The sequence below is a fragment of the Acidovorax sp. GW821-FHT10E04 genome (assembly GCF_059415185.1).
Genome location: NZ_JBWKMT010000002.1, coordinates 165,194 through 184,350, shown reverse-complemented (window position 1 = coordinate 184,350; position 19,157 = coordinate 165,194). Strand labels below are relative to the sequence as shown.

Below are 19,157 nucleotides of genomic sequence, written 5' to 3'. Positions count from 1 at the left end.
AAGCGCCACCCTCCGGTCCGTCCATCAAAATGGCAGGAGGGTGAGCACCGCCGCCGCCCCCTCGGCCCGACCCGCTTCCCCGCTTCGCTCCATCCATGCCGCTCGCCACCCTTTTGTGCCTGGTCGTCGCCATCAGTGACGGCGACACCCTCACCGCGCGCTGCGGTACGCCCGGCGCCTACCGGCAGGTCAAGGTGCGCGTGGCCGCCATCGACGCACCCGAGTCGCGCCAGGCCTTCGGACAGAAGTCCCGCCAGAACCTGGCGCGGCTGTGCTTCAGGCAGCGCGCCACCTTGCAGGCCTTGGACCGGGACAGCTATGGCCGCACGGTGGCCAATGTGCGCTGCGCAGGCACCGACGTGGCCGCGGCCCAGGTGCGGGCCGGCCTGGCCTGGGTGTACACGCCCTACGCCGCCAGCCACCCGCACCTGGCGCCGCTGCAGCAGCAGGCGCGGGGCGGCGGCGCGGGCCTGTGGTCCCAGCGGCGCCCGCTGGCGCCCTGGGACTACCGGCACCGGCACGGCCGCTGAAGCCTTCCGCGCCCCCTGGGCAAGGCGCACGCGCGACACGGCGGAGGATGCGGCGGCGCGGCCGGCCCAGCACGGCGCCACTTTGAGGGATTTGCGCGGCGCGGGCCCGGGCGGCGCCGCACAACCGGTAGCATCCAGGGTCCTTCGCACCAGGCCTGGCGGCGCATTGCACCGCACCGGGCCGATCCGTCACCCCTCCCCCGCCCATGTCCACCCCTGAGCCCACGCCCATGGCGCCCGCCGCCAGCGTCTACCGCCATTCCGGTTTTGTTTCCTTTCTGATCGCCCGCGTGGTGGCCGTCGTGGCCACGCAGGTGCAGGCCGTGGTGGTGGCCTGGCAGGTGTACGACCTCACGCGCGAGCCCCTGGCGCTGGCCTATGTGGGCCTGGCGCAGTTCCTGCCCATGCTGTGCCTGCTGCTGCCGGCGGGCGACCTGATCGACAGGTTCGAGCGCAAGCGCATCCTGGCCATCAGCTGGAGCGTGGGCGGGCTGTGCAGCGCCCTGCTGTGGTGGCTGTCGGGCCACGGGGCCAGCGGCGTGGCGGGCATCTATGCGGTGCTGGTGCTGTACGGCTGCTCGCGCGCGTTCTCGGGCCCGGCCATGCAGAGCCTGCTGCCGCAGATCGTGCCGCGCGGCCAGCTCGCGCAGGCCATCGCGGCCAACAGCATGCTCATGCGCGTGGCCAGCATCGGCGGGCCGCTGCTGGGCGGGCTGCTGTATGCGCTCGGCGGCGGCGAACTGACCTACGCCGTGTGCTGCGCCTGCTTCGGGCTGGGCGTGGCGCTGCTCCTGCGCGTGGTGGTGGCGCACGCCACGGCGCCCGGGCCCACGCAGGGGACGATGTTCGAACGCTTCGGGGCGGGCATCACCTTCATCCGCTCGCGGCCGATCATCCTGGGCACCATTTCGCTGGACCTGTTCGCGGTGCTGCTGGGCGGCGTGGTGGCCCTGCTGCCCATCTATGCACAAGAGGTGCTGCACGTGGGCCCCGCGGGCCTGGGGGCGCTGCGCAGCGCCATGGCCGGGGGCGAGGTCGGCGCGGGGCTGTACCTGAGCATGCGCCCCTTCAACCGCCATGTGGGACGCACCATGTTCATCGCCGTGGCGGTGTTTGGCGCGGCCAACCTGGTGTTCGCGCTCTCCAGCTGGTTCTGGCTGTCGTTCGCGGCGCTGATGGTGGCCGGCGCGGCCGACATGGTGAGCGTGTACATCCGCGGCGCGCTGGTGCAGTTCTCCACGCCCGACACCATGCGCGGGCGGGTGAACGCGGTGAACATGCTGTTCATCGGCTCGTCCAACGAACTGGGCGAGTTCCGCGCCGGCACCAGCGCGTCGTGGCTGGGCGTGGTGCCGGCGGCCGTGGTGGGCGGCCTGTGCACGCTGGGCGTGGTGGGCGGCTGGATGCTGGCGTTCAAGACGCTGCGCACGGTGGACCGCTTCGAGGAAGCCGCGCAGGCCACCGGCGCTGCGCCCGCGGGCGCGCGGTAGCAGGCGGGCGGAAACCAATCGACACATCCTCCGGGCCGTTTGTGTCGCGCAGGTAAAACCCGCCGCACAGGCTTGCGCGGCGGTGCGGGGCGGCGCACCATGCGCCCACTTGCACCTGGCCTGCCGCCCAACCTCTTCATGACCTCGCCACCACGCCCCGCCCCCTTGCGCCGCCGCACCGTGCTCGCGGGCTTGCTGGGCGCGGCGGCCGGGACGCTCCCCGGCATGGCTTGCGCGACGGGGATGGAGGCATGGAGCACCGCCGACGAGCCCACCCTGGCCCGCCTGCTGGACCGCGTCACCTGGGGCTGCACCGCCCAGGGCGCGCAGGCGCTGGCCCCCCAGGGCGCGCAGGCCTGTCTGGCCGCCCAGCTACGCCCCCCGCCCGCCGCGCTGCCGCGCGAAGCCCAGGCCCGCATCGACGCGATGACCATCTCCCGCGTGCCCGCCGAGGCGCTGGCCCTGGAAATGGACGCACGCCACCGCGCCGCCAAGGCCCTGCCCACCGAAGACGCGCGCAAGGCCGCGCTCAAGGCCTGGCAGCAGGACATGCGCGCCCTGCAGCAGGAGGCGGCCGAGCGTTTCGTGCTGCGCGCGCTGTACACGCCCGCGCAGCTGCGCGAGAAGATGACCTGGTTCTGGATGAACCACTTCAACGTGTTCGCGGGCAAGGGCAGCCTGCGCGCGCTGGTGGGCGACTACGAGGAGCGTGCCGTGCGCCCCCATGCGCTGGGCCGCTTTCGCGACCTGCTGGGCGCCACCGCGCGCCACCCGGCCATGCTGCGCTACCTGGACAACGCGCAGAACGCAGCCGGCCGCATCAACGAAAACTATGCGCGCGAGCTGATGGAGCTGCACACGCTGGGCGTGGACGGCGGCTACAGCCAGCAGGACGTGCAGGAGCTGGCGCGCGTGCTGACCGGCGTGGGTGTATCGCTGCGCCCGCCCGGCGAAGAGCCGCCGCGCATGAAGCCCGCACTGCGCCGCCATTACGTGCGCCAGGGGCTGTTTGAGTTCAACCCCCAGCGCCACGACTGGGACCCCAAGACGCTGCTGGGCCAGCCCTTGCGCGCCGAAGGCCTGGCCGAGGTGGACGAAGCGCTGGACCGCCTGGCCCGCGCTCCCGCGACCGCGCGCTTCGTCACGCGCAAGATCGCGCTCTTTCTGGTGGGCGACAACCCGCCTCCCGCGCTTTTGCAGACGCTGGCCCGCACCTTCGAACGCACCGATGGCGACATCGCCGCCGTGCTGGAAGCACTCTTCAACGCCCCCGGATTTCGCGCATCGCTGGGCCAGCGTTTCCGCGACCCGGTGCACTATGTGCTGGCCGCCCTGCGCCTGGCGCAGGGCGACGCCGTGCTGCCCGGCGCGGAGCCCGCGCTCGCCTGGCTGCAGCGCCTGGCCGAGCCCCTGTACGGCCGCGCCACGCCCGACGGCTACCCGCTCGATGCGGCCGCGTGGTCGGGCTCCGGGCAGATGTCCACGCGTTTCGAGATCGCCCGGGCCATCGGCGCCGGGGCCGCCACGGCCCCCGCCCCGCGCGAGGACGGGATGGCCGGGCCAGCGGCACCGCAGCGCACACCCCCGCCGCTGGCGCAAAGCGCCTACGTGCGCGCCCTGCAGCCCGCCTGGTCCACCGCCACGCGCAACGCGCTGGCCCAGGCGGCGTCGCCGCGCGAATGGAACCTGCTGTTCCTCGCATCACCCGAATTCATGCATGGATGAGGAGAACACCATGCAACGCAGACACCTTCTTCAGGCCCTGGGCGCCAGCGCGCTCGGCGTCGCCAGTGCAAGCGTTCTGGCCGCCCCGCGCGCGCAGGACGTGCGGTTTCTGCTCGTGTTCCTGCGCGGCGGCTACGACTGCGCCAGCCTGCTCGTGCCCACGGCCAGCAGCTACTACTACGAGACGCGGCCGAACATCGCCATCGCCCGCCCCGGACAGGACGGCGGCGCGCTGGCGCTCACGCCCGACTGGGGACTGCACCCCGCGCTCGCGGATTCCATGCTGCCGCTGTACCAGAAAAGCCAGCTGGCCTTCGTGCCCTTCGCGGGCACCGACGACCTCTCGCGCAGCCACTTCGACACCCAGGACAGCATGGAACTGGGCCAGCCCGTGGGCGGGCGGCGCGACTACCGCTCGGGCTTTCTGAACCGGCTGGTGGCCGAACTCGCCGCTCCGGCGGCCGGCGCAGCAGCCACGCCGCAGCCCATGGCCTTCACCAGCACCCTGCCCCTGGTGCTGCGCGGCGCGGTGGACGTGCCCAACACCCTGCTGAGCGCGGTCGCGGGCCGCAGCGGCGTGGACGCGCGGCAGGCCCAGCTCATCGAATCCATGTACCGGGGCACCCCGCTGGCCACGCCCGTGGCCGAGGGTTTTGCCACGCGCGAGGAAGTGGCCCGCACCATGCAGGGCGAGATGGAGGCCGCCAGCCGCAACGCGCTCAGCACCAAGGGCTTCGAGGGCACGGCCCGGCGCATGGCGCGGCTGATGCAGACGCGCTACCAGCTGGGTTTTGTGGACGTAGGCGGCTGGGACACCCATGTGGCCCAGGGCGCGGCCACGGGCGCACTGGCCAACCGCTTCGAGGAGCTGGGCCGGGGCCTGGCCGGCTTTGCCGACGAAATGGGCCCCGCATGGAAATCCACCGTGGTCGTGGTGGTGAGCGAGTTCGGCCGCACCTTCCGAGAAAACGGCAACCGGGGCACGGACCACGGCCACGGCACCGTGTTCTGGGTGCTGGGCGGTGGCGTGAATGGCGGGCGCATCGCGGGCGAGCAGCAGGCCCTGAGCGCCGCCACGCTGTTCCAGAACCGCGACTACCCGGTGCTCAACGACTACCGCAGCGTGCTAGGCGGGCTGTTCGCGCGGATGTACGGGCTGAACGCCGCCGCCGTGGCACGGGTGTTTCCGGGGGCAAAGGCGGCCGACTTGCGGCTGGCGTAGCCTCGGGGGTCAATGGCACTGGCCCGACGATGCCCCAGAGCTGCGCAGGGCGTTTGCACACGCCCGCCCTGGGCCGGGAGAGATCCGTGCAAGGGCCGCCCCGCCGCACTGGCTGCGTTTCCCTTCCCGCATCGCGGAGCATTCGAGAGAAGGGGGAAGGCGCGAAGCGACCCAGGGGCGTGGCCCCGGCCTCAGGCGTTGAAGGTGCCCGTCAGCAGCTCGGGCAGGCGCTCCACCTTCATCTTGAAACCGCAGGCCTGCGCATGGCCGCCCCCGCCCATGCTCTCGGCCAGCGCGATGCAGTCGAAATTGCGCTGCGCGCGCAGCCCGGCCTTCACGCCCTTGGCGCCCGCGCTCCACATCAGCGCGAAGGTCCCCGTCTTCGCCGACAGCATGTCGCCCACCAGGCTGTGGAACATGCCGGGGGCGTTCACCATCAGGCCCTCGATGCCGTTGAAGACCAGCGGCTGCGCGCCCTCGGCGATGTCGGCCGCGAGCTTGCGGTACTTTTCATCCATGGCCGCGCCCCGCGCCATGAACAGCGTGAGCTCTTGCGGCGTGAAGGATGCGATCTCGCGCCAGCGCTCGAAGGTCTGCGCCTCCATGTCGAGCGCCGACAGGAAGCCCGCGCTCTCGGCGAACTCCCACTTCCAGATGTCGCGGTCTTCCACGTACTGCAGCAGCGCCGGGACGGGTTCGTGCGGGTGGAAGAACTCCCACGCCAGGCGCGCGCCCGACTTGCCCATGTCGAAATGCACCACGCCGCAGCGGCAGGCAAAGCCCGTGAGCTTCTCGGCCGCGCTCTTGTGGTGGTCCAGCATCACCAGCTTGGCCGCGCGCTCGTCGATGGCGCGCAGCACCTCGGCCGAGAAGGAGAAATCAAGGATGTAGACCGCGCGGCCCGCGACGGGCGGCAGGTCGTCCACGGTGTTGACATCGCCATGGTCCAGCCCCACGTACTCGGCGCTGTCGCCGTAGTAGAGCCAGGCGGCCAGCGCGGCGCCAAAGCCGTCGGGGCAATAGCGCCCGTGGTACAGGACCAGGGGCGAGGGATCATTCTTGGCGGGGGCAACCAGCAGTTGCAGGGGGAGTATGGTTTTCTTCGTCATGGCCCCCAATTGTCGCCGGGGTGGTGGCGGGGGGCGAGCACTGTATCGCCACGGCGGCCGTCCGCCCGGCCGCACCAGGGCGGGGGAACCAAGACCGCCCGTGCGACCTCCATCCATCCTGCATGCCGCGGCCCCATCGAAAGCACCCTCCATGTTCCAGACACTCAAAGACCTGCTCGACAGCCTGATGCAACCCCCGGCAACCCCTTCCGCCCAGGAGCAGGCCCACGCCGTGCAACTGGCCGCTGCCGTGCTGCTGGTGGAGGTGGTGCGGTTCGACGCGGCCATGGATGCGGCCGAACGCACGGCCATGGTCACCGCCCTGCGCGGCAAGTTCGCGCTGGCCGACGATGAACTGGATCGCCTGCTGGAGCTGGCCGTCGACACCTCCCGCAGCGCCTACGACTACCAACGCTTCACGGGCAGCCTGAACGATCACTTCACACAGCCGCAGAAGGTGCAACTGGTCGAGGCCATGTGGCAGGTGGCGTACGCCGACGCGCGCCTGGACGAGAACGAGATGCACACCATCAGCAAGGTGGCCGGCCTGCTGCATGTCACGCACGGCGAATACATCGCCGCCAAGATGCGGGCCAAGGAGTCTGCACGCCTTGCCTGAAGACCTTGGAGGGCCGCCAGCGGCGGGCAGACAGTCCTGGCATCCGGACACGGCCGCCGCACGCGGATCGGCGGGCCCCTTCGCCGCCGCCGGCGGCTGACCGGCGCCGCTAGATGGGCAGCCAGCGCCACCAGAACGGCTTGCGCTCTTCCTTGCCGCCCCGGGCCCGCAGCAGCGGCACGAACTCGGTGCGCCCGTGGCGGCGCGCGGCCTCCAGCGGCGTCATGTCGTCGAAGTCGGACCTCAGCCCGGCGTCGGCGCCGTGGGCCAGCAGGTAGCGCGTGATCTCGGCATGCCCGTGGATCAGGCTGGCCACCAGGGGCGTGCACAGGATCTCGGGGTGCTGGTAGTTGGGGTTCACGCCCGCACCGATGTGGTAGCGCACCAGCGCCAGATCGCCGGCCACGGCGGCGGCGTACATGTCCTTCCAGTCTCCAGCCGACATACCACTGCATCCTTTGCATGAACGGGATCGGCGCAGTGTAGAGCGCGCGGCGTGCTGCACAATGCGCGCCTTCCCTACCCGGCCCGCGGCACAGGCCACTTTTCTTTCCATGCACCCTCCCCTGCACATCCTCTGGCGCGACGAGCACCTGGTGGCCGTCTACAAGCCGGCCGGCTGGCTGGTGCACCGCACGGGGCTCGATGCCGGCGAAACGCGCTTCGTGATGCAGGTGCTGCGCGACCAGCTGGGCCAGCATGTGTTCCCCGTGCACCGGCTCGACAAGGGCACCTGCGGCGTGCTGGTGATGGCGCTGCACAGCGATGCGGCGCGCGCGCTGTCGCAGGCTTTCGAGCAGCAGGCCACGCACAAGCGCTACCTGGCCATGGTGCGCGGCTGGGCGCCCGAGGCCGTCGCGGTGGACCACGCGCTCCGGCCCGACGACGCGCCGGCCGATACGGCCGTGCAGGAGGCGCACACGCGCTTTCGGCGCCTGGCGCGGCTCACGCTGCCCGAGGCCAGCGACCCCCGCTTCGCCTCCACGCGCGCCTCGCTGGTCGAGGCCGTGCCCACCACGGGCCGGCGCCACCAGATCCGCCGCCACCTCAAGCACCTGGCCCATCCGATCATCGGCGACGCCACGCACGGCAAGGGCCCGCTCAACCGCTGGTGGGCCGAGCGGCTGGGCCAGCAGCGGCTGTGGCTGCACGCCTGGCAGCTCACGGTGCCGCACCCGGCAACGGGCCTGGCCACGACGTTCGAAAGCGGGCTGCCATGGCCCGTGGCCCCGCAGGGCGGCGCGGGCCCCGCGCCGGGTACCGGGGACGGCGCGCAGGCCACGGGGCCCACGGCAGACTGGCAGCGCCTGCTGGCGCGGTTGCCGTGGCAGGACTGAGGGCCCCGCCTACCCCGCCTTGGCGCCGAGCGCCTGCATGCGCGCCGTCCACTTGGCCACGCCGTCCTCGCCCAACTGCTCCACGCTGCCCACCAGCGTTTCATGCACCGGCGCAATGCCCACGAAACCCAGGATGTTGCGCTCCAGCGACTTCACGCTGTGCGCGCGGAAATACCAGCGGTAGACCATCGCGGGCATGCCCATGGTCACCACCACCCGCGCGCTGCGGCCCGTGAGCCCCTTGCGGCCGAACGGGTTGCTGCCCTCGGTGGTGAACGCGAAGCCGGGCCGCGCCACCTGCTCCAGAAAACCCTTGAGCAGGGCCGGCATGTCGCCCAGCCACAGCGGAAAGAACAGCACGATGTGCCGGGCCCAGCTGATGTCGTCCTGGGCGGGCCTGAGCCTGGCGGGCAGCAGGCCCAGCTCCCACTCATGCTGGCTGCGCAGCAGCGCGAAGTCAATGGCGGCCACGTCGATCTGCCGCACCTCGTGGCCAGCGCCGGTGGCCCCCCGGGCATAGGCCTGCGCCAACGCATGGCACAGGTGCGGCGCGCTCGCGTCGGGATGTCCCTGGATCAGAACAATGCGCTGCGGGGTCATGGCGAACTCCTCACTGGGCCGCGCCTGCCCCGTGGCGGCGGCCCGGGCAAACGGTGGCGTGGGGGGCCCGGAGCAAATCGTGACACGCGCCACCCTTGCGTGCAAGCGGCCCGTGGCACAGGGACGGCGCCGGTTCCGGGCGGGGGTCCAAGGTCCGTTCATCGCCACGCCATTTACTACGATTTTCATAGCTATTGGCGCTTTTCCATCAAGCGCTTCATGGCATTTTCATCCTCATTTCAGTGGCCGCCACCATGGCGTGGCAAGGCGTCGCGTCGGCAGCGTCCTACCCCCGGGCCCGCCCGCCGCCGGTAGGCACGGCCTGGCGCGGGCGGCACAGTCGTGAACCAGCACCATCGCTGCCGCACCACCTGCCTGCCCACCATGCCAACACTCCGCACCTCCAGCCACCGCCGCGCGGCGGCAAGCGCCCGTCCCGCCACCGGCCACCGGGGCATGCCCCATGGCTGACCTCTGGCAGGAGATCGCCGCCGCCGTGGCGTCCGAGTTTTCGGACGTCTCCGACGCCGCGCAGGCCACGCGCATCGTCGTGCGGCTGACAGTGGCCGCGGTGCTGGGCGGGCTGCTTGGATGGGAGCGCGAGCACGCGGGCAAGGCGGCCGGCGTGCGCACCCACATGCTGGTGGCCATGGGCGCCGCGCTCTTCGTGCTGGTCGCGCAGCAGGCCGGCATCGCGCCCGCGGACAACAGCCGGGTGCTGCAGGGCATCATCGCGGGCGTGGGCTTCCTGGGCGCGGGCACCATCCTCAAGGGCGACGCCGAAAACCAGGTCAGGGGCCTGACCACCGCCGCCGGCATCTGGCTCACGGCCGCCATCGGGGTCGCGGCGGGCCTGGGGCGGGAGACCACGGCCGTGCTCAGCACGCTGCTGGCGCTGCTGGTGCTGTGGGCCGTGCCGCTGGTGCACGACCGCATGGCGCGCGCCAGCACCCGGCCGCAGCACAAGCCGGACTGAGCGGGCGCAGCCCGGGCCAGCCATTTCCGGCACCGCGCGTGCGCTACACTTTTTGGCCCTCAGCCACCTGGGCCCGCGGCGCCACCAGCATGCCGTCGGCATCGCACATGCACACCCCACCCGCGCAGCCTTTTCCCCCGCCCTGCCGCAGCCCGGCGCCCGCACCTCGCGCGCGCCGCTCCCACCTGGCGGCCCGCCCATGACGCAGGCCGGCCCCCCCCGCGCGCCCACGGCGGCGCACACGGCGGCCACGGGCAACCTGCGCGGCATCGTCGCCATGGTGGCGGCCGTAGGCTTTTTCTCCCTGATGGACGCACTGCTCAAGACCCTGTCGGCCAGCTACCCGGCCATGCAGGTGGCGGCGCTGCGCGGCTGGGCGGCGCTGCCGCTGGTGGCGCTGTATGTGCTGTGGCGCGGCGAGGCGGGCCGCCTGCTCCAGGTGCGCTGGCCCCTTCACCTGCTGCGCGGCGTGCTCAACGTGACCATGCTGGGCCTGTTCACCTATGCGCTCAAGGAACTGGGCCTGGCCGAGGCCTACACGCTGTTTTTCATCGCACCGCTGCTGATCACGGCGCTGTCGACCGTGGTGCTGCGCGAGAAGGTGCGCGCCGCGCACTGGGTGGCGATCGCGCTGGGCATGGTGGGCGTCGTCGTGGCCCTGCGGCCGAGCCAGGAGGCCTTCTTCACCCTGGGCGCGCTGGCCGTGCTGGGGGCGGCGTGCGGGTACGCCGTGTCGGCCATCACGGGCCGCGTGCTCAGCCGCACGGACTCCAGCGCCAGCCTGGTGTTCTGGACCACGGCCTTCCTGGCGCTGGGCGCGGGGGCCCTGGCCTGGCCCCGCTGGGTGGGTGTGGCGCAAGCGCACTGGCCGCTGGTGGCGGGCCTGGCGGTCACGGGCTTCCTGGGCCAGCTGGCGATCACCGAGGCGTTCCGGCACGGGCAGGCATCGGTGGTGGCGCCGTTTGAATACACGGCGCTGGCCTGGGGCATGGGCCTGGACTGGGTGCTGTGGCAGACCGTGCCGGGCTATTCCACGCTGCTGGGCGGCGCCATCATCATCGGCAGCGGGCTGTACCTGGTGCGGCAGGAACGCACGCAGGCCGTGCTGCCGCCCTGACACCGGGCACGAGGGGTCCGGGATGGGTGGATCTGGGCCACGGCCCGCGCCGATGCACGGCATGGTCTTACAGCGCGGCGGCGCGCTTGGCGGTCCAATGAAGCGACCAGTATTGCGGCGGCACCCCGCCAAAGGAGATCGCATGACACAGCACGCCACCATCGCAGGCCACGTTACCTACACCCCGGGTGACGGCGCACCGCTCACCATACCCAAGGGCCCCGTGGAAATCGAGCCCGCCAAGGACAGCACCACCCTGAGCTGGACGGCCGACAATGACGCCGTGGGTTCGGCCGCCATTCCCCGCGACCAGTTCAACCAGTACGTGCGGGATGGCAAGATCCGCCTGGACAAGGAAACAGGCAAGTAAGCAAGCCATCGACTGCAAGGCACCCTCCCTGCCAGGCCTGCGGCGAACATGCGCGCATTGCATCCATAGCACCCCAGGCACCACGCTCCGGCGCCTGCTGCCCATTCCATCCAGAGAACGCCCCATGCAAGCCGAAGACGTCCTTCATTTCTGGTTCGAAGAACTCACGCCCGCGCAACACTTCGCCCAGGAAGATGCACTGGACGCCACCATCCGCGAACGCTTCGGCGCCACCTGGGAGGCCGCGCGCCTTTGCGAGCTGTGGACGTGGCGCAGCACGGCGCGCGGGCGCCTGGCGGAAATCCTGGTGCTCGATCAGTTTTCCCGCAACATCCACCGCGGCTCGCCCCTGGCGTTCGCACAGGACGCGCAGGCGCTGGCTCTCGCCCAGGAACTGGTGGCCGGCCGGCATGACCGGGACCTGCCCACCGCCCAGCGCGCCTTTGCGTACATGCCCTACATGCACAGCGAGTCGAGCACCATCCACGCGCAGGCGATGGCGCTGTTCGACCAGCCCGGCCTGGAAGACGACCTGCGGTTCGAGCTGCGCCACCGCGACATCATCGCGCGCTTTGGCCGGTATCCGCACCGCAACGTCGTGCTGGGGCGCCGCTCCACCGCGCAGGAAACCGCTTTTCTCGCGCAGCCCGGCTCATCGTTCTGAGCCGGCGGGGGCGCCCGAAGACCCTCAGACCGCGAGAGGCCGCGTGAGGTACACCGCCTCGCGGCCCACGATAGGTTCGCGCGTGGGCATCAGCACCGTGCAGTCATCACAGAGCGCGCGGATCTCGTGCGGACCATCGGTGGCGATGACTTCGTCCTTCGCGAACACCTCGAACCCCTGCACCGGCCGTGTGAACCGGAAACCGGGCGTGCGCACCATGCAGGTCTCCAGCAGCTCGTAGCGGCGCTGGGGACCGGGCACGGGCCGGCCCGCAGCTGCCTCGATCAGGCCGAAGTGCGCCAGGAAATCCAGTGCCACCGCCGTCGCCATGTCGGCCGCCGACTGCAGGAAATGCTGGCCGCACTCCACCACCAGCGCCACCCCCTGGCTGTCGGCCAGCCCATGGCGGCCGTGCTGGATGAGCGGCGTCCCCGACCCCAGCCCGCTGGGCATGACCAGGTGCACGGGCGGGCGTCCCAGGGCCAGCGCCACGTCCGCGTTGCGCGGGTAGGCCGGGTACACCCAGAAGGGCTCCACGTCCTGGCTGGTCGAATGGATGTCGAGGATGTGGTCCGCCGCGGCCACCACGGGGCGCAGGGCGCGCGCGCGCAGCAGCTCGGGGCTCTCGTCCGTGCCGTCGAGCTCGCCGGCCGACCAGATGCGGTTGAGGTTGTGCACGAGCTGGCGGCTTTCGAAGGGGCGCGCCTGGTCGAACGACTCGTACGCCGCCACGTTCGCGAAGCTGATGGTCAGGGTGCCGATGCGCGGACGCACGCCCGTGTCCAGCAGGTGCGTGGCGGCGACCATGCCGCAAATCTCGTTGCCGTGCGTGAGCGCATTGATGAGCACATGGGGGCCGGGCTGGCCAGATTCGAAACGGTGCACGTAGTCGATGCCCACGTTGCCCTGGCGGTAGGCGGACAGGTCGCGCGGCAGCACTTCGAAGGCGGGGGGATTCTGTGTCATGGCGGTCCATTGATAAGACAACACATGATTGTCCGCGCAAAGCAGGAACCGTGCAGGGCGCGGTGTACGATGCCCGCCGGACGCCCTCCTCCCGCACCGATGCACATGCCCCCCGCCCGACTCTGTACGCTGGCCGATGTGGCCGACCGTCTGCCCGCCGACAGCTGGATCGCCGGGCGCCTGGCGCAGGACCCGGCCGCCCTGGCCGCCGAAACCGTGCTCTGCATCGCGGGCGATGTGCAACTGACCGCGCTGCACCTGGATGCGGCCCTGGCCAGCGGCAGCCCGCTGCGGACGCTGCTGCAGGGTGGCGGCGCGCACCCGGCCCACCCCGCCCTCGCGGGCCAGCCCTTTCTGATCCTGATCGAGGGGTGCCTGCAGATCGACGGCGCGCTCACCTGCGACGGCACCGGGGGCGCCGCCCACCTGGCCGTGCTGGGCGATGCGAGCCTGCGCAACGCCGTGGTGGGTGGCCAGCGGCTGCATGTGCAGGGCGCGCTGCGGGTGGCCGACCTGCTCTGGGGCGACGGCCGCCATGGCGGCCTCGCCGTGCGGGGCGGCGTGCAGGCCCGGGTGGCGCTGTTCACGGATGCCTATCCCGTGGACATCACCGGCCCCGAGCAGGTGGAGTTCCTCATGGACGAGGTGCGCGGCATACCGCACCGGGCGGAGTTCTCCAGCGAGATCGCGGGCATCGTGTTCCCGCCCGTGTTCCATGACGGCACGGACGATGGCGAGAATGGCATCGGCTGCATGCTCGACCGGCCCCGCGTGGTGGCCGCCGTGCGCGCGGGCGAAAGCGCCACGCGCGGCAGCGACGACATCCATGCCGCCCTGCCCCTGGAGGCGGGCCTGTTCGCCGATGAAGCGGTCAGCGTGCGCAACATCCTGGGCGCAACACACACGCCGGTGATCGGCCCCAAGGAGCACACGGCCACGGGATGGTTCCGGCAGACCGATTTTTCGCTGTGCCAGCGGCATGTGGACGCGGAGGGCGACCAGCGCGATGACAACGTGTTCATCACCGTGTGGAAGACCTGGGACTTCTACCTGTCGGTGTCGCAGGTGCCCGAGCGCCAGGGGCTGCTGGCACGCCTGGCCGCCGCCGTCCTGGGCCGCAAGGTGCCGACCACCGCGCGGCCCACGCTGGTGTACCGCGCCTACCGCGAAGGCGAGCCCGGCGAGTGGCTGCCCCTGGCCCCCGACACCGCCCCCGAGGCCTGGCGGGCCTGCACGCAGGCCTGGCGCGGCGTGCTGGACTACCTGCGCAAGGCCGTGGGCCAGCACCGCGCCCGCTACCCGCTGCACCAGCGCCTGGTGGCCGCGCTGACCGCAGAACGCATCGAGGACTTCACCAGCCTGCCCGTGTTCACCGAGCGCTACAACGACTGGTGGGACAGCGACCGCAACGGCTGGTGGGAAGGCGACGTGTGGGTGGGCGCGCGCCAGCCCTGCATGCACGGCGGCGAGCCCTGGGGCCGCGCCTTCAAGCTCAGCTGGGAAAACGGCGAAGGCGCCCCCGGCGACGAAGAAGACAACGCCCACAGCGCCTACCAGATCAATGTGGAGCCCGCGCTGGACGGGCCCGCCGTGGTGGAGTTCACCTACGCACAGCGCCAGAGCGATGCCCGCGCCCCCTTGCCCCGCGGCGCGGCCGACCACATCGCGCGGCTGCTGCGCTTCGCGGGCGGGGTGGAGACCCGTGTGCGCGCGCGCCACGAACAGGAACAGGCCCGCCAGGCCGAGGCCCAGCGCATCGCGGCGGCCGTGCACCTGCTGGCCGCGCCGCCGCTGGCGCCTGATGCGCCCGATGCGGCGGTCTTCCCCGCCGAGTTGATGGCCCTGTCCGGCCAGTGGCAGGCCGACGGACAAGGCTATGTGGCCGCCATCCGCGCCCACCAGCGCGCCCTGGATGCGGCCGCTGCGCAGAAAGGCCACGGCGGCAACCCGGCAGACGGCGACCGTGACGGCGAAGGCGAAGGCGATACCGAGGAAGACAGCCACCTGCCCTCCGACCCGCGCAAGGCGGCTGCCGCCACGGTGCTGCAGCTGGCGCGCGTGGTCCACACCCACGCCGACGAGGATCTGGCCGGACGCTTTCGCCGGCGCTTCGCGTTCGCGCCCGACGCCTTCGTGCGCCACGCCGCCGATGCAGGCAGCTTCATCGGCCCGGTGTTCGCGCTGGGCGATGGCCGCGTGCTGGCGCGCATCGGCGCGCCCTGCGACGATGCCGCCCATTGGGTGGAACTGCAGGGCGTGAGGCGCACCCCCTTGCCCGCGCTGCACGGCCTGGGCCGCTCGCCCAACCGGCGCTGCTTTGCCCGGAGCGACGGCCAGCACATCACCACCCACGACGGATTCGACGGCCCGGTGATCGCCCGGTTTGCACTGCCCCAGGGCAACGAAGGGCTGCCGCCCCAGGTGCCGGTGTCGGCAGGCCCGCCGGGCCAGCGCTGCGACGAGCTGATCCCCTTCAACGACGGCCAGCGCGTGCTGCTGCGCAACCCCACGGGCATCTACCTGCTGGCCAGCCAGGGCAGTCAGGGGAGCCCCGGCGTACAGCGCCTGCACCCCCAGACCTTCGACGAGGATGGCCCCTACACCTGGCCCAAGAACCAGCAGGAAGAATCGGTAGATGGCACAGAGGTCACGGTGCTGGCGCTCGACATGCTGCACATGGCCCTGTCGCCGGACGAGCGCCACATCGCCGTGGGCGACCAGGACAGCCAGCACATCCTGCTCGATGCACGGGGCAACGTGGTGGCCGAATACGAAACGCTGTCGTCCTACCCGCACCACGCCACCTTCTCGCACGATGGCACGCGCCTGTTCGCCAACTCGTGCCACCTGTACGGGGGCGGCACCCGCTCCGTCCCCCTCGGAGGGCCGCCGCAAGGGGCTGCGGGCGACGAAGACGCCCCGCCGCTGGACGAACGCTGCCGCGTGTACGCCTCGGCCACCCTGCCCGGCATCGTGGTGCTGGGCGATGCCGACGGCTACCTGCACGCCCTCGGGGACGACGGCCGCCCGCTGTGGCGCCACCACATCGGCAGCACCATCAGCGCCATGGAGGCGTCGCCCGACGGCAGCACGCTGTGGGCGGCCAGCTACGGCGGCTATCTGGTGCAACTGGAGCGCCTGGAGACAGGCATGGACCCCTACTCCATCGGCACCTCGCCGTATGCGGAGACGCGGCGGTGGATATTCTGGCGTGGCGAGGCGGCGCCGTTATGCTGGTAGCCGATGTGGCAATAGCATGCGAGGCGCCGGGGGCACCATGATGAATGCGTTTGGCTTTCTGCTTGGGTACCTGGCTGCAACGCTGCTGCTGGCCGTTCTGGTCGTCGCGGGCCTTCTTGCCGCCGCGGCGGTGCTTCCGCGCGGCCATGCGGTCGCCGATCAATTGCGAGAGTTCGCCAGCCGAGTTCCTGGTCTTGCTGTCCGCAGCGTCCTGCTGCTCGACGGACTCCTCTTTGTGGCCGGGGTGGTGCTTCTCGCCGTCCTGACCTTCGTCCATTCTTGACCCCATCCTGGGACGACAGGGTGCTCAACGTCGGAGTTGACCGGCCTGTCAGGCCGCACCGCCGCTCCTCCAATCCCGCTTCAGAAGCGAGTGCAGCATCAGGTCATGATGGGACCCCGCCCAATACCCAACCTCTCTGAGGCGCCCTTCCTCCACAAAGCCAAGCTTTCCGAGCACGGCCAAGGAGGCTCGATTGTCGGGATGCACCTGTGCTTCTACACGGTTCAACCCCATCTCTCCGAATCCCCAAGCGAGAACCGAAGCCAATGCCTCTTTCATGTAGCCGCGTCCCTGGTGCAGTGGAGAGATTTCATAGCCCACCACGCACATTCGCCAGTTTCGGTTCCAGCGGAACAGGCCGCAAGTTCCAATCAGGCCGGGGACGCTTCTTAGCTGTATGCCCCAGCGGGTGCCGGACGCAGGTTCCTCACGCCATTTCGCAAACGTCTGGATCAGACTTCTCACCCCGTCGATGTCTGTCAAGGGATCCGATCCAAACCACTTCATGTGCTGGGCGTCGCCATGAATGCTCAAAAGATCTTCAGCATCAGTGTCAACGATCTCCCGCAAAAGGAGATTCTGAGTCTCGAGCTCCGGGAAGTGGCTCATAGTGCGGTCTAACGTGATGTATCCCGCAAAACTTGCGGGCTAAACTGCACCTTGCGGAATATTCTGGACACTGATTCCTCCTGGAAGTGGCTTGCAGATGGGGCTTGCGGCCAGTGCGCTGTTCAAAAGCACACATATCAAATTTCCGACAAGCCCGGCAGGCATCACCTCGGCAAACTATAGCTTGCCAGTAGGCAGGCGCCGGACACCTGGACAGCGCAGTTTGGGCCGCAAGCCAGCGGGCAGTGAATCAACGCCAGCTTTGGGGTGGTTTCGTCCAGCGGCGGCCTCGGGCCCCAACTCGGTCAATCGCGAAACTTGCGGCTTGAAACGCTGACCGAGTTCCCGTCTGGATCTTTTGTGTTGGCGAATGCGTAGCCGTTTGCTTGATGGATGGCCCCAAAGACAACGCCCGTTGCCTTGGCGGCCGCGACGAACTTTTGCACATCAGTCACCGCAAATGACATCTTGATGGCGGCGGAGCCAAGCCTAAGACTTTTGGCGGCCTGATGGATCAGTATCTCGGCGCCGCCGGCAATCGGGCGAAGTTCGATAAGTCCCTCACTGATTTCGCCACTTGTCTCGTAGCCAAAGTTCTCACTGTAAAACCGGGCGGTGCGATGCATGTCCTTCGCATAGATGATTAGGGTGCTAAGTGCGATGGTCATGGAGATCAGATGCCTTGTGGAGTGCGCGGGAGTGTATCGAGCGTCCGCTCCTGGCCCCATTCTGCCCTCGCACCCCATCCGCCTGCAGCAATCACCGCATGGCAGCCCCTTTTCCACCAACCTGCGGCAGCCACTGCCTTCGCGGCTTGTTGCTGACCACGGGCACAAGCGACGCCACCCGCTCACCACGCGCCGGCAGGCGCAGCAAATCACGCACCTGCGCTCAAAAATGCGGCCCGGGCCCTTCCTGCGCCAGCGTGTCGTGCGCATTGCGCAGCGGGCAGACCTTGAGCGACAGGCAGCCACAGCCAATGCAGCCGTCGAGCTGGTCGCGCAATGCCGTCAGCGTGCGGATGCGCTCGTCCAGGTCGTCGCGCCAGCGGGCCGACAGGCGGCGCCAGTCCGCCACCGTGGGAGTGCGTCCGGCGGGCAGGGCCTGCAAGGCATCGGCGATGGCGGCCAGGGGCACGCCCATGCGCTGCGCCACCTTGATCACCGCCACGCGGCGCAGCACGGAGCGCGGGTAGCGCCGCTGGTTGCCCGCATTGCGCACGCTGGCGATGAGCCCGCGCGACTCGTAGAAATGCAGCGCGGAGACGGCCAGGCCGCTGCGGCTGGCGACCTCGCCCACCGACAGCTCGGACTGTTCGTTCACCGGCACGTCGGGAACGGGGGCGCCCTGCACACCGGGGGCGAGGGGGACGATGGGGACGACGCGCTTGCCTGGCTTCACAACAACTCCTGCAGGGTTTTTCTCCACGGCATTTGACCTCAATTTAACTTGAGGTTTGATACTAGCCCATGAAACCGGAGAAGCCGCCGAGCCCACGGCGGCCGCCCTGGTTTCCCTGGCCATTCCACCTTTGGCTTCACTTCACCACCCACCTCTGGACTCCTGCACCATGCGCCCTGATTCCGCGACGACCCTGCGCCCCGCCACGGCCGCCTCCAAGCTCCGCTTCCTCAACCCGCCCGGCCTGTACGACCCGCGCGCCAACGGTTACACCCACGTGGTGGTGGCGCCTGCCCAGGCGCGCACCGTCTACGTGGCGGGCCAGGGCGGCGAAAACGCGGCGGGACAGCTTTCCGCCGACTTTGGCGAGCAGTTGCGGCAGGCGTTCACCAACCTGCGCATGGCACTGGTCGGGGCAGGAGCCAGCGTGCACGATGTGGCCAAGCTCACCGTGCTGGTCGTGGACCACACCGAACAGCGGCTGGCCCTGTTCAGCCAGGCGGTGCGCAGTCTGTGGCCCGACGGGGCGGCACCGGCCTGCACCCTGATCCCCGTGCCCCGGCTGGCGCTTGACGGCATGCTCATAGAAATCGAGGCCACGGCCGCCATGCCTGCATGAGCACCGCGAAGGTGGCCGCGAACGCACCCCGTTTGTGACGTACCATGCCGGCACGGTCCCATTCCGAGACCCTTACAGGAGGCCCCATGGCAAAAGGCGAACAACGCAGCAACAAGATGGCGAAGAAACCCAAGAAGGACACTTCGCTGCCCAAGGAAAGCGGCGGTTCTGACCGCCCCATGCCACCGGTGACCTCCGTCATTCCGCGTGGCAAGGAAAAGAACAAGTAACGCGGTGGCGCGCACGCGCCCACCACCTTCTTGCTATCACATCAATAGCT

At 70.2% G+C, this 19,157-nt stretch carries 21 protein-coding genes; 14 read left to right on the top strand and 7 right to left on the bottom strand.

What is annotated here, in order from left to right; translation table 11 throughout:
• Window positions 1-95: 95 nt before the first annotated feature.
• The 4 genes from AC07OC_RS05710 to AC07OC_RS05695 all read left to right on the top strand — a co-directional run bounded on the left by AC07OC_RS05710 (window position 96) and on the right by AC07OC_RS05695 (window position 4,967).
• Window positions 96-530: a thermonuclease family protein gene (locus tag AC07OC_RS05710; protein ID WP_218293983.1), complete on the top strand. Its 435-nt coding sequence runs from the start codon at window positions 96-98 to the stop codon at window positions 528-530.
• 206 nt (window positions 531-736) lie between these two features.
• Window positions 737-2,020 (top strand): MFS transporter, encoded by a 1,284-nt coding sequence (locus AC07OC_RS05705; RefSeq protein ID WP_218340707.1) that lies wholly within the window; start codon window positions 737-739, stop codon window positions 2,018-2,020.
• Window positions 2,021-2,158: 138 nt separating this feature from the next.
• Window positions 2,159-3,745, top strand: coding sequence for a DUF1800 domain-containing protein (locus tag AC07OC_RS05700; protein WP_218340933.1), 1,587 nt, complete (start codon window positions 2,159-2,161; stop codon window positions 3,743-3,745).
• Between the two features lie 10 nt (window positions 3,746-3,755).
• Window positions 3,756-4,967, top strand: coding sequence for a DUF1501 domain-containing protein (locus AC07OC_RS05695; RefSeq protein ID WP_218340706.1), 1,212 nt, complete (start codon window positions 3,756-3,758; stop codon window positions 4,965-4,967).
• Window positions 4,968-5,158: 191 nt separating this feature from the next.
• On the opposite strand, the gene AC07OC_RS05690 is transcribed toward AC07OC_RS05695, so the two are convergent.
• Entirely contained in the window at window positions 5,159-6,076 is a 918-nt protein-coding gene (locus AC07OC_RS05690; protein ID WP_218293980.1) for a DHH family phosphoesterase, read from the bottom strand.
• Window positions 6,077-6,227: 151 nt separating this feature from the next.
• Between AC07OC_RS05690 and AC07OC_RS05685 the strand changes: the two genes are divergently transcribed.
• Window positions 6,228-6,695 carry a tellurite resistance TerB family protein gene (locus AC07OC_RS05685; protein WP_218340705.1) on the top strand — a complete coding sequence of 156 codons (468 nt, stop codon included), beginning with the start codon at window positions 6,228-6,230 and terminating at the stop codon, window positions 6,693-6,695.
• A 109-nt stretch (window positions 6,696-6,804) separates the two neighbouring features.
• Here AC07OC_RS05685 and AC07OC_RS05680 read toward each other — a convergent pair whose 3' ends face one another.
• The gene (locus AC07OC_RS05680; RefSeq protein WP_218340704.1) at window positions 6,805-7,140 is read right to left on the bottom strand and encodes an ankyrin repeat domain-containing protein; all 336 of its coding nucleotides are present in this window, start codon (window positions 7,138-7,140) and stop codon (window positions 6,805-6,807) included.
• Between the two features lie 109 nt (window positions 7,141-7,249).
• Between AC07OC_RS05680 and AC07OC_RS05675 the strand changes: the two genes are divergently transcribed.
• Window positions 7,250-8,032 (top strand): pseudouridine synthase, encoded by a 783-nt coding sequence (locus AC07OC_RS05675; protein ID WP_218340703.1) that lies wholly within the window; start codon window positions 7,250-7,252, stop codon window positions 8,030-8,032.
• 9 nt (window positions 8,033-8,041) lie between these two features.
• On the opposite strand, the gene AC07OC_RS05670 is transcribed toward AC07OC_RS05675, so the two are convergent.
• Complete coding sequence (locus tag AC07OC_RS05670) at window positions 8,042-8,632, bottom strand: NAD(P)H-dependent oxidoreductase (protein ID WP_218293976.1); 591 nt, start codon at window positions 8,630-8,632, stop codon at window positions 8,042-8,044.
• Between the two features lie 463 nt (window positions 8,633-9,095).
• Between AC07OC_RS05670 and AC07OC_RS05665 the strand changes: the two genes are divergently transcribed.
• From AC07OC_RS05665 to AC07OC_RS05650, 4 genes are all read left to right on the top strand, one after another.
• The gene (locus AC07OC_RS05665; RefSeq protein ID WP_218293975.1) at window positions 9,096-9,608 is read left to right on the top strand and encodes an MgtC/SapB family protein; all 513 of its coding nucleotides are present in this window, start codon (window positions 9,096-9,098) and stop codon (window positions 9,606-9,608) included.
• 199 nt (window positions 9,609-9,807) lie between these two features.
• Entirely contained in the window at window positions 9,808-10,725 is a 918-nt protein-coding gene (locus AC07OC_RS05660; RefSeq protein WP_494600484.1) for a DMT family transporter, read from the top strand.
• 142 nt (window positions 10,726-10,867) lie between these two features.
• On the top strand, window positions 10,868-11,095 hold the full coding sequence (locus tag AC07OC_RS05655; protein WP_218293973.1) for a hypothetical protein: 228 nt from the start codon (window positions 10,868-10,870) through the stop codon (window positions 11,093-11,095).
• A gap of 124 nt (window positions 11,096-11,219) precedes the next feature.
• Window positions 11,220-11,759, top strand: a complete 540-nt coding sequence (locus AC07OC_RS05650) for a DUF924 family protein (RefSeq protein WP_218340701.1) — start codon at window positions 11,220-11,222, stop codon at window positions 11,757-11,759.
• Between the two features lie 24 nt (window positions 11,760-11,783).
• Here AC07OC_RS05650 and AC07OC_RS05645 read toward each other — a convergent pair whose 3' ends face one another.
• The gene (locus AC07OC_RS05645) at window positions 11,784-12,725 is read right to left on the bottom strand and encodes a M14 family metallopeptidase (RefSeq protein WP_218340700.1); all 942 of its coding nucleotides are present in this window, start codon (window positions 12,723-12,725) and stop codon (window positions 11,784-11,786) included.
• A 99-nt stretch (window positions 12,726-12,824) separates the two neighbouring features.
• Between AC07OC_RS05645 and AC07OC_RS05640 the strand changes: the two genes are divergently transcribed.
• Both AC07OC_RS05640 and AC07OC_RS05635 read left to right on the top strand, forming a co-directional pair.
• A complete protein-coding gene (locus AC07OC_RS05640; RefSeq protein ID WP_370628115.1) occupies window positions 12,825-15,965 on the top strand; it encodes a YncE family protein in 3,141 nt (1,046 codons plus the stop codon).
• A 37-nt stretch (window positions 15,966-16,002) separates the two neighbouring features.
• The gene (locus tag AC07OC_RS05635; RefSeq protein WP_218340698.1) at window positions 16,003-16,248 is read left to right on the top strand and encodes a hypothetical protein; all 246 of its coding nucleotides are present in this window, start codon (window positions 16,003-16,005) and stop codon (window positions 16,246-16,248) included.
• A gap of 48 nt (window positions 16,249-16,296) precedes the next feature.
• On the opposite strand, the gene AC07OC_RS05630 is transcribed toward AC07OC_RS05635, so the two are convergent.
• From AC07OC_RS05630 to soxR, 3 genes are all read right to left on the bottom strand, one after another.
• Window positions 16,297-16,857 (bottom strand): GNAT family N-acetyltransferase, encoded by a 561-nt coding sequence (locus AC07OC_RS05630; protein WP_218340697.1) that lies wholly within the window; start codon window positions 16,855-16,857, stop codon window positions 16,297-16,299.
• Between the two features lie 305 nt (window positions 16,858-17,162).
• Window positions 17,163-17,525: a VOC family protein gene (locus AC07OC_RS05625; protein ID WP_218340696.1), complete on the bottom strand. Its 363-nt coding sequence runs from the start codon at window positions 17,523-17,525 to the stop codon at window positions 17,163-17,165.
• A gap of 223 nt (window positions 17,526-17,748) precedes the next feature.
• A complete protein-coding gene (gene soxR, locus AC07OC_RS05620) occupies window positions 17,749-18,210 on the bottom strand; it encodes a redox-sensitive transcriptional activator SoxR (RefSeq protein WP_370627834.1) in 462 nt (153 codons plus the stop codon).
• A 217-nt stretch (window positions 18,211-18,427) separates the two neighbouring features.
• On the opposite strand from soxR, the gene AC07OC_RS05615 reads away from it, so the two are divergent.
• Entirely contained in the window at window positions 18,428-18,877 is a 450-nt protein-coding gene (locus AC07OC_RS05615; RefSeq protein WP_218293967.1) for a RidA family protein, read from the top strand.
• An 86-nt stretch (window positions 18,878-18,963) separates the two neighbouring features.
• Complete coding sequence (locus AC07OC_RS05610; protein ID WP_218293966.1) at window positions 18,964-19,107, top strand: hypothetical protein; 144 nt, start codon at window positions 18,964-18,966, stop codon at window positions 19,105-19,107.
• The last annotated feature ends 50 nt before the right edge of the window (window positions 19,108-19,157 follow it).